This window comes from Joostella atrarenae, from assembly GCF_021764745.1.
Lineage (GTDB): Bacteria > Bacteroidota > Bacteroidia > Flavobacteriales > Flavobacteriaceae > Galbibacter > Galbibacter atrarenae.
In genome coordinates this window covers 51416-67502 of the sequence record NZ_JAETXX010000011.1, presented here as the reverse complement: position 1 = coordinate 67502, position 16087 = coordinate 51416, and the positions used below count along the sequence as shown (strand labels likewise).

Annotated in this window: 19 protein-coding genes; 1 reads left to right on the top strand and 18 read right to left on the bottom strand. The window is 33.7% G+C overall.

From position 1 onward, the window contains the following. Nucleotides 1–12: 12 nt before the first annotated feature. From JM658_RS14215 to JM658_RS14165, 11 genes are all read right to left on the bottom strand, one after another. Entirely contained in the window at nucleotides 13–537 is a 525-nt protein-coding gene (locus JM658_RS14215) for a GNAT family N-acetyltransferase (RefSeq protein WP_236959950.1), read from the bottom strand. Nucleotides 538–593: 56 nt separating this feature from the next. Next, nucleotides 594–1280, bottom strand: a complete 687-nt coding sequence (locus JM658_RS14210) for an AIM24 family protein (RefSeq protein WP_236959949.1) — start codon at nucleotides 1278–1280, stop codon at nucleotides 594–596. Nucleotides 1281–1354: 74 nt separating this feature from the next. Next, complete coding sequence (locus tag JM658_RS14205; protein WP_236959948.1) at nucleotides 1355–1993, bottom strand: MOSC domain-containing protein; 639 nt, start codon at nucleotides 1991–1993, stop codon at nucleotides 1355–1357. 84 nt (nucleotides 1994–2077) lie between these two features. Further along, nucleotides 2078–2407 carry a carboxypeptidase-like regulatory domain-containing protein gene (locus JM658_RS14200; RefSeq protein ID WP_236959947.1) on the bottom strand — a complete coding sequence of 110 codons (330 nt, stop codon included), beginning with the start codon at nucleotides 2405–2407 and terminating at the stop codon, nucleotides 2078–2080. A 98-nt stretch (nucleotides 2408–2505) separates the two neighbouring features. Next, on the bottom strand, nucleotides 2506–3390 hold the full coding sequence (locus JM658_RS14195) for a hypothetical protein (RefSeq protein ID WP_236959946.1): 885 nt from the start codon (nucleotides 3388–3390) through the stop codon (nucleotides 2506–2508). A gap of 14 nt (nucleotides 3391–3404) precedes the next feature. Beyond that, nucleotides 3405–4106 carry a hypothetical protein gene (locus JM658_RS14190; RefSeq protein WP_236959945.1) on the bottom strand — a complete coding sequence of 234 codons (702 nt, stop codon included), beginning with the start codon at nucleotides 4104–4106 and terminating at the stop codon, nucleotides 3405–3407. A 664-nt stretch (nucleotides 4107–4770) separates the two neighbouring features. Further along, entirely contained in the window at nucleotides 4771–5247 is a 477-nt protein-coding gene (locus JM658_RS14185) for a hypothetical protein (RefSeq protein WP_236959944.1), read from the bottom strand. 125 nt (nucleotides 5248–5372) lie between these two features. Beyond that, nucleotides 5373–5756 (bottom strand): DUF3037 domain-containing protein, encoded by a 384-nt coding sequence (locus tag JM658_RS14180; protein ID WP_236959943.1) that lies wholly within the window; start codon nucleotides 5754–5756, stop codon nucleotides 5373–5375. Continuing rightward, on the bottom strand, nucleotides 5746–6525 hold the full coding sequence (locus JM658_RS14175; protein ID WP_236959942.1) for a HipA family kinase: 780 nt from the start codon (nucleotides 6523–6525) through the stop codon (nucleotides 5746–5748). The genes JM658_RS14180 and JM658_RS14175 overlap by 11 nt, the downstream gene beginning before the upstream one ends. A gap of 95 nt (nucleotides 6526–6620) precedes the next feature. Continuing rightward, nucleotides 6621–7580, bottom strand: a complete 960-nt coding sequence (gene rlmF / locus JM658_RS14170) for a 23S rRNA (adenine(1618)-N(6))-methyltransferase RlmF (RefSeq protein WP_236959941.1) — start codon at nucleotides 7578–7580, stop codon at nucleotides 6621–6623. Between the two features lie 157 nt (nucleotides 7581–7737). Then, complete coding sequence (locus JM658_RS14165) at nucleotides 7738–8112, bottom strand: nuclear transport factor 2 family protein (protein ID WP_236959940.1); 375 nt, start codon at nucleotides 8110–8112, stop codon at nucleotides 7738–7740. Nucleotides 8113–8426: 314 nt separating this feature from the next. Between JM658_RS14165 and JM658_RS14160 the strand changes: the two genes are divergently transcribed. Beyond that, entirely contained in the window at nucleotides 8427–8960 is a 534-nt protein-coding gene (locus JM658_RS14160; RefSeq protein ID WP_236959939.1) for a DUF4494 domain-containing protein, read from the top strand. A gap of 118 nt (nucleotides 8961–9078) precedes the next feature. On the opposite strand, the gene JM658_RS14155 is transcribed toward JM658_RS14160, so the two are convergent. The 7 genes from JM658_RS14155 to JM658_RS14125 all read right to left on the bottom strand — a co-directional run bounded on the left by JM658_RS14155 (nucleotide 9079) and on the right by JM658_RS14125 (nucleotide 16055). Beyond that, the gene (locus tag JM658_RS14155; protein WP_236959938.1) at nucleotides 9079–9963 is read right to left on the bottom strand and encodes a hypothetical protein; all 885 of its coding nucleotides are present in this window, start codon (nucleotides 9961–9963) and stop codon (nucleotides 9079–9081) included. 283 nt (nucleotides 9964–10246) lie between these two features. Beyond that, a complete protein-coding gene (gene htpG / locus JM658_RS14150; RefSeq protein WP_236959937.1) occupies nucleotides 10247–12130 on the bottom strand; it encodes a molecular chaperone HtpG in 1884 nt (627 codons plus the stop codon). A 331-nt stretch (nucleotides 12131–12461) separates the two neighbouring features. Then, a complete protein-coding gene (locus JM658_RS14145; RefSeq protein ID WP_236959936.1) occupies nucleotides 12462–13067 on the bottom strand; it encodes a hypothetical protein in 606 nt (201 codons plus the stop codon). Nucleotides 13068–13073: 6 nt separating this feature from the next. Next, complete coding sequence (locus tag JM658_RS14140; protein WP_236959935.1) at nucleotides 13074–13673, bottom strand: DUF4136 domain-containing protein; 600 nt, start codon at nucleotides 13671–13673, stop codon at nucleotides 13074–13076. Nucleotides 13674–13759: 86 nt separating this feature from the next. Then, a complete protein-coding gene (locus JM658_RS14135) occupies nucleotides 13760–14329 on the bottom strand; it encodes an HdeD family acid-resistance protein (RefSeq protein ID WP_236959934.1) in 570 nt (189 codons plus the stop codon). 31 nt (nucleotides 14330–14360) lie between these two features. Beyond that, the gene (locus tag JM658_RS14130; RefSeq protein ID WP_236959933.1) at nucleotides 14361–14978 is read right to left on the bottom strand and encodes a hypothetical protein; all 618 of its coding nucleotides are present in this window, start codon (nucleotides 14976–14978) and stop codon (nucleotides 14361–14363) included. Between the two features lie 36 nt (nucleotides 14979–15014). Then, complete coding sequence (locus JM658_RS14125; RefSeq protein WP_236959932.1) at nucleotides 15015–16055, bottom strand: DUF481 domain-containing protein; 1041 nt, start codon at nucleotides 16053–16055, stop codon at nucleotides 15015–15017. Nucleotides 16056–16087: the final 32 nt, after the last annotated feature.

The following is a 16087-nucleotide window of genomic DNA, read 5'->3' as shown; positions in this document are numbered from 1 at the left end:
GTTTCTAGCTTTTTATTTTCCAAAAATAATGGGGTGGCATTCCGCTACAAATTGAGCCACATCATCAGAGGAGATTGCGTTGGGGTAGGACATCAATAGGAATTCTAATGGAGATTGTTGCGCACTCAAAGCGGGTGCTTTATAGTGGTGCATATTTAATTTAAAGCCTAAGCGCTCATAGAATTTTATTCTTCGCTTGTTAATTGCAGTGTCTGGTAATTCTACCTCCAAGAGGATTGACTTCTTATTATCGCTTTTAAATTTCTCTAATATTAATTTTCCATATCCTTTATTTCTATGGGCTGTTGCCGTAGCGAAATGATCTATATAGCGATGAGCATCAAAATCCCACCATAAAATAATCCCTATTAATTGTTGCTCCTCCATTACTATATCAAAATGATAAGCAGGGTTTTTCATCACTTGGGTTTGAACGGCAAGCAACCTCCGTTCATCAAAGGGAAAGGCTTCTTGATATATTTCCCACGCTTCAGAAAAATAATTATCAGCAGTATTTTTAAGTCTTATGAGTTGCATTAAATCTAGTTTGCGTAAAGATAATTACTTATATCCTCCTAAGAAAGTTACATAGATTAGTAAAAGAAGCTTAGAATACGATTAATTATTCCTCCACTTGAAGACATCTCGTCTTTGTCTCTAGTCTGAAGCCAGATTTCTCCATCTCCTTTTATTGAATATAAGAAGCCCTCTCCACTGCTCACAAGTTCTTTTAATCCACGGGAAACACGTTTAATATTTAAGTGGCTATCATATGCTACTAAATAATCTTCATCTATTAAATATTCCTTCTCGGGGCTTAATTTTTTGTTTATAATTTCTCCATATCCAATTAAAAATAATTGCCCTTCACCAGATGCCTTCATTTTTAAACCATCATGAGCAACAGCCCTCCAATTTTGCTTAATTATCTTTAATTCAATTTTATTAGTTCTAGCAAAATGAGCATCAGGAGAAATGATTACTGATTTCTGATTGGAGATTTCAACTTCAAATATTTCTGCATTCTGATTAGGGGAGAATAGCATTTCCATTTTTTCCTTTGCATTATACTGGTTGTAAATAATGCTCTTTCCTCCAAAAGCTATCCCTATCCAATTGTTGAACGTTTTTGCTTCTGATTTTGTTATCAATTTATAATCTCCATCAGAAAATATTAATGCACCCCTTTCTACAATAATACTTTCTAACTCATTTAATTCTACCTTTAAGTGTGAGTATGGGTGGCATGTAATAGTTGTCTTCATATAAATGGATGCCATATGCTTGTATTATGGCAGCTATAAATATATAGATTATATTCTTTGTCAGTAGGATTGTTTGGAAAATCTATAACCTATTCTTTAATATACTTGCTAAAAAACATTCTCTTTTTTGGCGGAAGGGCTTTACTATTTGCGGCTATTTTTAATAACTCTTGGTTCTTTTCTTTTGCCCATAGCAACTCAAATAACTGAGCAACCGTTAAGCTGTTTTCTGGTTGTTCTACTAAAACAAACTCGTCATTGTTGGCCACATGGCCTTCCTCTAAAATGCTTAAGTAAGTACCTCCAAAGCCATGTTCTATAAACTGTTTGAGTACTTTCTGAGTCCCAAATTTATAGCCAAACTTATAACAAGGCTCTCGAGATTGAGAAACCTGTACAACGGCTTTGCCTACTTTATAAATGGCTCCCAAATGTACCTTGCGCTCATCGAAGTTAGAAACAGTAAGATTCTCTCCAAACATTCCCCATGTCCACTCCAAATCAGGATATATGTTTTTCCAATACGGATATTGTTCTGCGGAAAACATATAACAAGCTTTATAATAGCCACCATGATACACACGGTTGGAGACCTCATCTTCTAATACCTCATTTTTAGATAAGTAAATAGGAGTATCAACAGGCTTTTTGTAAATACCCGTAGTCTCTTCTTTACCATTCCAAATGAATGTTGTTGGCTTTGCTATGTTAGTGGAGATAATTTTCATGAAATGCTTTTTTCTTTAGACGAAATAAAAATAAACAAATTAAAGATGCTAATTTGTAAATCTGTTGGATTCGCAAATTTGCTTTTAAAATGCTTTTTTAAAGCTAACTTTTAATGTTCTATACCCAATGTAATCTATTTCAATATCTGTTAATTCACCTTTTAGTTTAGATTTATAAAACCCTTTTTTATCTGTATTTATCGTTGAAGTATTATTAGTATCCTTCTGTCTTGTTGTAAGTTTTAAAGTAGCATTTATAAGGGGAGCTTTCGTATTTGAGTCAAAAACTTTTCCTTGTATGATGCTCCCATTATCCAATTTAGTAATGTCCATAGAAATTTCTTCCATAACAACGCATCCATCACTACCCATAATTCCATAGTTAGGTTTTCTATCAACAATTAATCTATTCATACTTTTATTTTCAATTGTTAATTCAGGAAGGTTGGTTGTATTTTTCGTGCTTCCACAACTAGAAATTAATAGGGTAAATATTAAGATTAATTTTAATTTCATTTATTTATAAGGTTTTCAGAGGGATACTTTTTTGTTATATTATATTGAAAAACTAAAACTCTTATTCCCCATAAAGTTAAAGTTTGTATAGCAATAATTCTATCATTATTAGGACTAACAACTAGTTTGTCTTTAAACGATTTAATAAACTTAGTCCATAGCTTTCCCTTAGCGTCGTTTAACAAAAAATAGAAGCCACTATCTCCAATTCTTTTCCCAGAAGAGTCTAATACCAGCTCTCCATTATCTCCAACACTAGGACTTAAAATTACAGTTGCATTCCCGTTTGGTAAAGGGAAAATGGCTTTAATACAGGTCTTTCCAGAGGGAAGGGTACATGCTTCATAAATTCCAGAATACACTACTTGATTTGTTTTCTTAAAAGTTCTTAACCATATGGTCCGCTTAACTTCCATGGTGTTAGCATCTTTTAAGTGTATTATTTCACTTTTTAAAGCTTCAGTTTCTTTTATATTGTCAATAGGAATATTTAATTGTTCTATCCGATTGCTAAAAATGGTCTTTAGTAATATCCCAAAACCTTTAAAGAAAGGATTCCATTTAACATTTAAATCAAAGTCATAGTTGGCAGTGTTTTCATAAAAATCAATTACTTCTTCGGATAAAACTTTTAATTGCTCTTTAGATAAATTTAATTGATTAATAGATTGTATTAAACCTTTATTCTTATCGCCTTTATCCTTAATTAGGTGTTCTTTTTCTGCTAATTGATCAATGAATTTTATGCCGATACCATTTGTATTTCCAAAAGGACCTAATAGCCATTCACTATGTTTTTCATCAACTTTCTTTCCAAATAGAATAACCCATTGCTGCGTTATCCAGTCTTGAAAGTTTTGTTTTTTATGAGCAAGATTCATTTAACAATAATTGATTAAGATTTAGGGATGAAATTTGATTTACCTTTCCAAGAGCCGTATTCTGCAATAGGTTTGAATCTTAGCGTTGTGAATTCAAAGTGAAAATTTCTACGCACTCTTTCTTTCATAGCATTAGAGTGTCTTTTAGGTTTAGTAACCTTACTATGACCGTGAACCATATCTGTCATTTCTTTTTCTGTTTTCCAAATTGAAAATGTAGATACAGTATTAGGTAGCTTGACTGATGCTAAAGAAAGTGTTGTGCCAGGGTGGTCACGAACTAGTTTTTCTACAGGTCTTCCCCAATTGATAAATCTCGGAACTTCCAAGGGTTTCATTTTAGCTATTGTTATAGCAACAACAGGATATATGTTCTGTTCTATGCTTTCTTCTTGTTCTGGAATTCTAAATCCATTGTACTTTCCCCATTTTCTAATAAAAGTTAAACGTACGTGCCATCCTCTTGTTAAGACTCTACCAAAGCTATCTTGTTTTAAATATTCATCTAAGGCATTTTCGTCTTCCCATTGCATGAAGACAGCCACCTGTTTAATTAAAAATCTAGAAGTAGATGTAATTGAGGAGCCTAGAGTCATTGTGGTCATGTATTCCGAATGAATTAACCCTTTAGTTTTTTTTGAAACTGGACTTGAGAATATACCTTTTACTCCCCTAAAAAATGATAATTCAATTAAATGATAAGAGAATACACTCATGTTAACTTCTGTTGATGATGTTTTACTAGAATTTATAAATATACCTATTATTAAAACTTAAAAAAGGAAGTCTACTAGATATATACAGAAAATTAAAGTAGAAGTCTTAAACATAAATCACAATCAAGCAAATTCACAGTTTCACAGTTTCACAGTTTCGCAAATTTGCAACTTCACAACTTCACAACCTCACAACCTCACATTATCCCTATAAAAGAGACTTTAACAGAAAAATACATCCGTTTAGGTCAAAAGGTGTCCCGTTTAGGTTCTTTAATGATAATTTTAATTAAAAGGGGGAAAATTATAAGTGCGACACTCATAATTTTAGCGAGGATGAATAAAACTTTAAGTGATTTGATGAAAGTTTTAATGGCGGAGGTCAAAATTTTAATCGTTGGGCTTAAAAACATCTATTTTTCACCTAAACACATCATTAAAAGACCGAAACGGGACAGTAAATAACCCAATGACTTCTATTGGGAACCTAAAGACATCTATAATCTAGCTAAACGCTGCTATAACTCACCTAAAGATATATAGGGCGGACTTAAAACTTTAGGTTGTGTACCTAAACGTTTAGGTATGCAACCTAAAAGAATTAGCCTCCAAACCTAAATTTTTAGGAATGGAGGCTAATCGTTATATGCTAGCAACTAAAGGTTTAAGATTCGTTCTCGTCTTCTTGTTTTTTTCTTGTTCTCGGAAAGAATTGCTTTAAATCTGCTACTTTCTCTGTGTACCCATTTGCACCTGCGCCTTTTTTATATTGTGCGTGGCTATAATCTAGCAGTGCATCTTGGTAGTTGTCGTAATCATGCAGTGTTTTTGTACTTTCCATTTGGTAGGCTACACTCTTTATACGTTCTAGTGTGTTTTCTAAAAAGCTTCGGGACTCAAAATCTTTTTTAAACTCTATCCAATCTACATCTTTGGTGCTTAGTTCTGGAGAACGTTTATTAAAATCGAATACCTTATTAACCAGTAGCTTATTCTGCTCGTTTATAGATCCGTATTTTATACGCTCATCTTCTGTTAATGCTGTTAGTTTTCCGTTAATTAGTTTTTCTAATTGGTCTACTAGCGAGTTGATTTTTGATTCGTCAGCATTACTAAGCTTTGTAGTAATCACATTTCTCATGGCTCTATATTTATGGGTTATTTTTCTAAATATAGAGATTAAAATCTATAATAAATACATATTCAGTACATTATAAATTTCAGAAGTAATTTTTATTCTATAAAAAAGGCTTTTTCTATGGGGAATTATAAAACGTATTTTTCAAATATATCTTTTAATGCTTCCTCGGGGTCTTCACATAAACCGGGGTGTGTTTTGGAGCTTTGTATAATGGTGCTTCTGGAGGCTGCTAACCAGCGGAATCTATCTGAGAGTTCTAACTTCCCAATGGCACCACCAGAGGCTTCCCCTTTGCAGATGTGTGTCCATGAGCTTAAATAATCTTCTAAAAAATCTATAGTTAATTCATCAGTAAAAGCCTTTAATTTATGCTCATCGATATGGTATTTCACACCAAGAAATTTCTTCCCTTTCGAGAAAAGTATCACTCCTATATTAAAGAACTCCTCTCGTTCTACTTTAGGTACCAACCTAATAATTGCATATTCAAATTTATTCCTATTTTGCATCTTCTGCCTCTTTAACAAGTATATCAATCTTAGAAAGTCGCGTGTTTAAAAACTCCATATATGCACTTCTCATTTCTTGTGGAGTGAGTGCATCTCCTTCTGTTATAAGCCATTCTTCTGGGATGGTATTTACAATTTCAGAAATTTTTTCTGGGGTTACTAGCTGTTTTATTTCTTGTGCTGCTTGCGTTAAATTACTGGCACGCTCCAAAAGTACATGGTCTTTTATAAGAGGGAATGTTCTGGAGAGATGCCCTTCCCAATGTTGCCAATTATGATGAAAATACAAACTCGCACCGTGGTCTATAAGCCATAATTCTTTATTCCAATTTAGGAGGTTTGTATTTTTTGGCGTTCTATCAATATTACTAATTATACTGTCTAGCAATACCACTTTAGAAGCTGTAGTGGCGTCTCCAACAGGAACCAGCGGATCGTAGGTTATGGCGGTAGATAAAAAATGCAAGCCTAAATTTAAACCTACACTAAATTTTAAAAGGTCTTGAATCTCTTCATCGGGTTCGGTTTTACTAAAAGAATCATCTAAATTCATAAATACCAATTCTGGTACTTTTAATCCGATTGCTCGTGCCAATTCTCCGCCTATAAGTTCTGCTATAAGCGCCTTTTTACCTTGACCAGCACCTCTAAATTTAAGCACATAAAGATAGCCATCGTCTGCCTTTACAATGGCAGGAAGTGAGCCGCCCTCTCGTAAGGGTTTTATGTATTGAACCACATCTACGGTTCTAATTTCTATTGTATTCATAGTAACGAAGGTACTAAAAAGTTAGTTGTTTTTTGGAGGCTATCACCAATAGGGAGCTCCTTTTATATGGGCGTTAACAGTGAAGGCAACGGTTTTTATTTCCACCTGTTTTTTATCCAATTCTGTTGCTCTTGTTTGTTTAAAAACGTCCATGCTACAATGCGTGTGGACTTATTTCCAGTGCCCATTGGGATGGTTTTTATGGTAGTAGCTTTTACTTTTTTAAGGTGTTTATAAATCCCTTTTAAATTAGACTCCTTAGAAACTAATGTTGTAAACCAAAAGCAATTCTTATCCATTTTCTTACTATCGGAAATCATATTGTTTATAAACTGAGACTCACCACCTTCATAAATCAACTCATTACTAACGCCAGAAAAATTAAGCGTAGGGTGCTTATCTTTTTTTCCTGATAGATTTTTAACCTTTCGCATCGTTCCTTTTATAGCATCTTCTTTGGAAGCATGAAATGGGGGATTGCAAATGGTAATATCTACAGCTTCTTTTGCGCCTATGATTCCTTTAAAAATAGCATGCTTATCTTTTTGTAACCTACATTCAATTTTATCTTTAAGTGAAGGATTGGCGGCTATAATTTTTTCTGCTGAAGCAATTGCAGCTGCATCAATATCCGAACCTATAAAGTTCCAATCGTAAATAGCCACCCCAAGAATAGGGTAGATGGTATTGGCGCCAATACCCACATCTAAACAGGTAATTTTACTCCCTTTAGGAAGCTTCCCAGCATTGTTTTCTGCTAATAAATCTGCTATATAATGTAAATAATCGGCTCTCCCAGGGATGGGCGGACAGAGGTTATTGTCTGGAAAATCCCAATGCTCAATTCCGTAATAATGATGCAGTAAGCCTTTATTTAAAAGTTTTACCGCCGCAGGATTGGCAAAGTTTATAGAAGGCTCATCAGACTTATTTAGCTTTATATGTTCCGCCAATGCTGGGGTACAAGCTACCAAAGCTGCCAAATCGTAATTTTCTCGATTCTTATTACGAGGGTGGAGCTTTGACTTTATAGATGGTTTCTTATTGGGAGCCATAATTTATAGTTATTTCTTAGCTGTTAGGTATGTACCACTATTTTAAGGAGATACATGGTATATAATTCTGATAAGTCACTTTAAAAAAATCCCTTTTTAAAAGTAGGCATAGCCAGCGATTTTGTAAATATCAGAGAAGCCCAATATATAAAAATCTCTAGTACATTTTATTTTTATTTGCCGAAGTTAGTGGTATTTGCTGAATGGCATCCCAATGTTCTACAATTTTATCGTGCTCATCAAACCTAAAGAAATCCATCGTAACATATTGATCATTCCCCGGCCACACTTGATGCGTATGTAAGGCAACCAAATCTCCTTCGGCAATTACCCGTACAAAGGTTATACTCTTATCTGGATACTCTTTTTGCATCCTTTCAAAATATTCAATAAACCCCTTTTCTCCATTTGCCACAGCAGGATTGTGTTGTATATACTCCGCTCCAACATACAATTCTACTGCTTTCTTAGGATTCCCCTCATAAGCTGTTCTGTAAAAATTAACAGCATTGTTTTTTCTGATTTCGCTCATAGTGATTTCGCTTTTAGATACTAAGAAATACTTTTCTATAGTATGATTATCAAATTAAAATTAAGTTTTAGTCCATACGCTATGTGCGTGATTTAGACTAGTTGCTTTAAAGGTAATTTACCTGTTTTATTTTGTGGTTAAAAGCGGCTGTATAGGGGGGAGGTTTATTGTTATTTAATATATCAAATTTAAGCAACTAATTTAAAATAAGGAAGATATACATCTGACTTTTAAATTGTGAATATCTATTTTGGAAATTGGCAAACAGATTCTTTGGTAACGGTTATATTTGGCACCCTTTAAAAAATAAAATTATGAGTGCAACTTGGTACGAATGCAAAGTAAAATATAGAAAAACAAACGACACTGGTGTTCAGAAAGTAGTTACAGAACCTTATTTGGTAGATGCTGTTTCTTATACAGAGGCGGAGTCTAGAATTAACGAGGAGATGTCTGCTTATATTAGTGAAGAGTTTAAGATTACCAATATAAAAGTAGCGAACTACGCAGAGATTCACCCTTTTGAAAACTCTGATCGCTGGTTTAAATCGAAGGTAGCTTTGGTTGCCTATGATGAAGAAAGTGGGAAGGAGCGCAAAACAAATATGTATTTGCTGGTACAAGCAAATGATGTAAAAGAGGCGTACGATAATACGGTAGGAGTGATGAAAGATACGATGGGAGATTATACAATCCCAATGATTTCTGAATCTCCAATTATGGATGTATTTCCTTATTTTTCTGGTGAAGAAGATGATTTGGACAGTGTAAAGAAATTTATTGAGGTTAAGAATTCTGTTATGGAAACAGAAGAGGAGGAAGTAGAAGCTGAAGCTCAAGAAGCTTAAGAGTTTATATATAATTCATAAAAAAATCCGTCATGTAAATACACGACGGATTTTTTTATGCTTATAATTCTGGTCATTACTTTTTAAAACTCAGTTGAGTCTAAAAGCAAACAACAGATTATTTTATTATTTCTGCTCCCTCAGGAACTTCAAAATAGCTGTTCTTTACAGTTTTGTCAAACTTAATATTATCTACAGTAATCTCAGTAATGTATTCTCCAGCTTTCTCATCTTCAGTAAGCCAATGTGTATGGTAACCAGTAGCAAGCTCAATACCATCTACAACGGTAGTACCTTGAATTTCCATTAATTTCTCAGGATTATGTCCGCCATCTTTAAAGTATTCTGGATACGAAACGATGTAACGAATTACCGCCAGCTTATGGTCTTTCTTTCCGAAGTAAAGAATATAGTAATCGTCTGGAGCATCGCCTGTACCCGGATCAAAAGTTACTTTTATAGTATTATAAGGCTTGTCTTTATATTGAGTATCTGCTAGTTTTTCTAGGTTTACTCCCTCACCATCAAAAATAAAAGGTTGCCCTAGGAAATAGTAAGGAGTTAATGCCCAAAAACGCATATCGTATGGGAAAATGGTAGAATCTTTAACCTTTTTCCAAGCTTTCTCTCCAGTCCATCCGTACTCTTGAGTGGCATCTGTAACATGTTGGTGACGAGATTTATTACTCCATATATCTACCGTTTGGTTGGTATTACGACGAGTTTTATCATCCAAAGGTTTGTAATCAAAATGAAAAGAAAGGGCTCCATTGCTGTACCATTTTTTTAGTCCGCCGTGAGCCTCCATCGCATTCCAAACAATTTTACCAGCTTCACTTTTATGTAAACGTTCTGAAGCTTTCTCAACTCTTTCATCAATCCAAGATTGAGGTTTTAGTACAGTATCTACAACTGCAGGAGTTTTTTCTTTTTCTGATGTGTCTTTACAATTTGTTAGTGAAAATGATACACATGCAATAAGGATTAATAAACGATATTTCATGAATTGTTTTTGATTTTTAAGATAGGTTAATATCTCGATTTATAATTGGTTTTTTAATCTTAACTAATAAGACGTAGCGCTAGCTAAAAGATAACAAAAAATGATGTATTTATATAAAATAGGAGAGCATTATGCATTTGCTTACTTGTTTTGAGCATGATATTGGAGCGCCCCCTTGTTTAAATAAGTGTTTCTGTATTTGATAGCTAGTTTTGGATAGTATCATAAAAAAAGCTGTATAGATTTAATCTCTATACAGCTTTAGTTTATGTGTTGAAATAACTTATTTAATCATTTCGTAACTACGTTTCACAAAATTAGTAAGCTCTTCTCCTTTAAGTAGCCCTTGCGATAATCTCGCCAAGTCTAAAGATTGCTTAATAAGTCGCTCTTGAGTCTCTTTAGCCTCTGTAGTTAATATTTCGTTTACAAGACTGTGGTTGGTATTTACCACCAAGTTGTACATTTCTGGCATATTACCCATTCCGAACATACCGCCACCACCAGTAGCGCTCATTTCTTTCATACGACGCATAAATTCTGGTTGCGTGATACTGAATGGAGATGCTTTGCTATCTAAAGCTTCTAACTGTACTGTAAACTTCTCTTTTGGAATTACTGCATCTAAAGCAGTTTTAAGAGTTTCCTGTTGCTCTTCAGAAAGCTTAGAGATTTTCTCTTCGTCTTTCTTAATAAGGTTAGCAATAGAATCTGAATCTACACGTACAAAAGAAAGGTTCTCTTTAGAAGTTTCTAATTTCTGAATTAAATGCGAAACAATAGGAGAATCTAATAGCAATACTTCATACCCAAGCTCTTTAGCTTCGTTGATATACGTGTGCTGTGCGTCTTTATTGCTAGCATAAAGTACAACTAGCTTATTGTCTTTATCTGTTTGGTTATCTTTTATTTTCTCTTGAAGTTCTTCAAAAGTATAATAAGTACCATCTACAGTTGGGTATAATGCAAACTTATCTGCTTTTTCAAAGAATTTATCTTCTGAAAGCATTCCGTATTCAATAACGATCTTGATATCATCCCATTTTTTCTCGAAGTCCTCACGGTTTTCGTTAAATAGTGATTTTAATTTATCAGCTACTTTTCTGGTGATATAACTAGATATTTTCTTCACATTTCCGTCCGCCTGAAGGTAAGAACGAGAAACGTTTAATGGAATATCTGGAGAATCGATTACCCCTTTAAGCATCGTTAAAAACTCAGGAACAATACCTTCTACATTATCCGTAACGAATACTTGGTTTTGATACAGCTGAATTTTATCCTTCTGCATGGTCATATCGTTAGAAAGCTTAGGGAAATATAAAATTCCTGTAAGGTTAAACGGATAATCTACATTTAGGTGGATATGGAAAAGAGGCTCCTCAAACTGCATAGGATATAGCTCGCGGTAGAAGCTATTGTATTCTTCATCTTTAAGATCTGCCGGTTGCTTTGTCCATGCTGGGGTTGGGTTATTAATAATGTTGTCTACTGTAGTTTTCTCTTCTTTAGCATCGTCGCCTTCTCCAACAGTATTTGTTTCTTCACGCGTACCAAATTTAATAGGCACTGGCATGAATTTATTGTACTTCGTTAAAAGTTCGTTTATTTTTCCTTCCTCTAAAAACTCAAGAGAGTCGTCATTAATATGAAGAATAATTTCTGTTCCTCTTTCTTTTTTGTCAGCTTCTTCTAGAGAGTACTTTGGAGAACCGTCGCAAGTCCAATGTGCTGCAGGCTCATCTTTATAAGATTTTGTAATGATGTCTACTGTATCTGCAACCATAAAAGCAGAATAGAATCCTAGTCCAAAATGACCAATAATACCACTGTCTTTAGCAGAATCTTTGTATTTGTCTAAAAACTCTTCAGCACCAGAAAAGGCTACTTCATTGATGTACTTTTGTACTTCTTCTGCCGTCATCCCCAATCCTTGGTCGATAATATGTAGTTTTTTACCCTCTTTATCGATCTTAACTTCAATAACAGGATTTCCATATTCTACACCCGGAGCTTCCCCAATATTGGTAAGATGTTTTAACTTTAAAGTAGCATCGGTAGCATTGGAGATAAGTTCTCTTAAAAAGATTTCATGATCGCTGTATAAGAACTTCTTTATCAGCGGAAAAATGTTTTCAACAGATACGTTGATATTTCCAGTTGTCATATATGTAATTTTTTTATTAGTATTAATTTCTATTTTCTAGTAGTCAAAAAAAATACCAATTGAATTATAATGACAAGATGACAGCGGATAATCACATTATAATATTTAACATATAATTTTGTTTAACAATATTTGTTTTTTGTTAAACATTTATTATCTTGTGTAAAAGAAAGAAGGGGGAAACAATCGCTATGAAAAAGAAGATACAAACCCATTCAAAATAAAGATTTAGATTTATATTATTGGTTAGGTTGTTTTAAAAAGCGCATAACATTTAGGTGTTACGCGCTTTTTTCTATTGATGAGCATTGGTGCTCACTATTATTTTATATTAGAAATGCATTAAGACAAAACCAATATCGAAACTAAAGTAAGAATAGGCATCGATATCTTTGGTATCGAATGTTTGGTAGTATTTAGCACCTACTTTGATACCAGTGTAAGAATTGATATTAAAAATAATACCTGCTTCTGGTTTGATCGTAAAGAACCAAGTATCTACACTACTTTCAAAGAGTCCTAAGTCAATTTCTCTTAAGTTATAAATGGTTCCGATACCAAGTCCAAGATAGGGTTTGAACTTTGCATTATCTTGAAAGATATAATCTGCAGCCAGTAAAATAGGCATAGAGGTATTATATCTTGTTTGATATCCTGTTATAGAAGCAGTTCCTTCGGTATAAGTATCATAAGGAAAGTCTTCATAAAAATCATTAAACCCAAATTCACCTCCTAAGTAAAGGTTGGGTGCTACAGCTCTTTTGTAAGCTATAGAGAAACCTCTTGGACTCACCTCCGAAATAAAATCGCTTAAATTACCTGTAGGAACTCCAATAGAATAATTAAACTCTGTGATAGATTTTAATTGTATGTTTTGCGCTTGTACAGAATATGATATAAAACTGATAAAAGCTATAATAGGAAAAATATTTTTCATCGTTTTTTATTTATTTAAGTATTGCGATTGTTTAAACACTTGGTCTACGGTGTTCTCTATTCTAGTCTGGATAGAAGAAGTACTCCCTTCTAAAAGTCCATTTATAGCACCTGTCCATAGCACTGGAATATTATCGTTTACACCAATACCACTAGGATAGGTCATTTGTAAAAGAATTGTCCCTGAGCGATATCCGCTAATAATAGGAGGGTAGTAACCAGGATAATACCAACCCCAACCTGGACCCCAGCCTGGGTAATACCAACCCCAATAACCCCAATCGTAATAGTAATATAGATTTACGGTATCCATAGCAGTAGGTAATATAATTACATCTGGATTGCTACTTTCGTCTACTTCTTGCCATCCAAAGGCATCCATATTTTCTTTTATACCTGCTAATATTGGATCCCCATAAACAGGATCTACATAATCTACATCTTCATCAAAATCAGTATCACCTATATTTTCTCCAGTAACCTCTATAACTCTATCTGGAAGCGCATACGTTGTGGTAGTACTAAAATCAAAGCTAGAATCGTAATTTGTATAGACAACATCTAGTTCGTCTACATAATCTGGTCCATCATCAGAACAACTAATCATTAAAATTGTTATGAAAAGGGATGCCAGTTTTAGTGAAATGTTTCTCTTTTTCATTTTTATAATTAGAATTAAAATTAGATTTAAGTTTATCCTTGAATTTCTTCAAGATTCTCTTTCAGCCACTTGTCTCCTTTTTTTAATTTGAAAGCAACAATTATAGATACAATACCAATAAGAAGTGCTGAAAATGCCATAATCCACATTACATAAGTAACTCCTATTGTTGGCGCTGAAAGTATAATAAGTCCAAAAATAACGGCTAAAACACCTCCAAGGATGATCCAACCTTCCCCTTTAATTTCTTTACGCACTTGGATTCCCATGGCAATTCTACTAACACCTCCAAAGATGAACCAGAAAGCGATGGTAAAGCCAACAATCAATAACGTAAGCTGAGGCATATTTAAAAGAATGATACCTAAAATTAGACTTACAGCTCCTTCCAATAGAATAAGCCATTTATCTTCTATTTCTTTCCAACTTGCAATAGCTGCAATAATTGTAAATACCCCATCAGCAATCATTAAAAAGGCTATCCATAATGCCAAACCGGTGGCAGTGACAGCAGGATTCATAAAAATTAGAACAGAAAAAATGATTAGAATTATTCCTTTTAGAGCGAGTGCCCACCAGTTTTTTGTAAGAGATCTTAGCATGATTAAATAATTTAATTGTTAATTTTTATGATTAAAATTTCTTACCGTAAACGAAGCCTATAGAGAACGTATCGTAATATTCTTTAAAATTATAGGATAGGCTGACAGAAAGCTCGTTGTTATTTTTTTCTAGAATTACATACTCGGTAGCCAAGTGTAAAATAGGAAGGGTTTCATTTTTATCGATGTCTACACCACCACCAAGAACAAATGTCCAGAGAGGTAAAATCTCCCTTACAACACCAACTGTTAATGCAAATGCATTTTCACGTTCAAGATCTTCTTCCCCTTCACGGTCAATTTTATATTTAATAATTTCGACATCATCATAAGTTCCTATTCCCCATTTTTCTGAGAACCAATATTCATAAGAGAAACCAATAGAAGGGACAAAAAGAGTTTCTCTGTCGCCAGTTTCATTATTTTCTCCTTGAGGAATCCAGCTATATCCTGTAAATATTGCTAGTTTATGCTTTTTAAATTCTTCGGACTCTTCTTCTTCATTATAAACATCTTCTGTTTCTTCTGTTTCTTCTGTTGTGTTTTCATTTTCTATTTCTTGAGCATTTATACCAACAGTAATCATTGCAAAGACAAAAAAGATATAGTAACTCTTTTTAAACGCTTTCAGGGAATGTGCTTTTTTCATGACTTTTTTTGTTATGATTTATTTTATGATTGTGCTTTATAGCTCCCAACCAAATGTTGTTTGGAAAATGTAATCCACTTTTGCAGCATCTTCAATAGGCTTACTATCGAAGTTATGAGTAAACCCTACTTTTACGAAAAACTCATAAGGTAAATCATACTTTAGATCTAAAGAAAAATCTGTTCTCACCCTTCCCGACTCTGTTAAACTTGGATAAGCGGTTAAGTTTGAATACAAACTAATGTCGTCAAAATCAAACATATTTAATTCTAATCCTAAATATGCCTCCATACTATTTCTGCTCGTATTTGCATCATCGGAGAATTTCTCGTTGTTGAGTGCCAAACCTCCACCAGTTGCAAAATAAACGCGATTGGAATGGATGATATATTTTCCAACCCCTGCTTTTATCGTGGTTCGTAAGTCTAATTTCTGTTCGTCATTCGATAAGAAATCTCCAGATAAAGCAACAAACCAGTCGTTCTTTAAAAAGTATTTCCCTCCAATATTAGCATCGGTTCTATTGGTTTCATCAACATCATCTTGTTTACTACGAACGGAGTTGTAGCTCCCACTAAATCCCCATTTATCGGCTATGTAACCGAGGCTACTTCGAACTGTAAACTGACTCAAATTATTACTTTTAGTGAAGTTGTAACCAACAGACAGAGATGCACTTAAACGAGAAAAGAAGCTTGTTTTTACAGCTTTTACATAAACAATATCTTCTATATTAACGGTAACCGTTTGATTTATATCTGTTAAATCTACAACCCCCGATTCACCTGCTTTGGTATGTAAATCTGTATTAAGTCTAACGCCATTAGTAAGTGTAACCAAATAGTGTTGGTTACTACTAATCCTATCTACCTTAATCCATTTTACCGTAAAGTCACTATCGCTATAATCTGTTTCAATAGTTAAAACTCCATTTTTCATTTCTTTAATCTCTCCCACAATTATATCCCCATTATCTAATGCAAGTGTATCTGCAGTTTGAGCTTGAGTATTTTGGAAACTTATAAATACAGTAAAAACTAATAATAGTTTTAAAAGTGTAAAGTTCTTTACATACATGTTTCAATAAAAAATTAAATTATTTACCTATT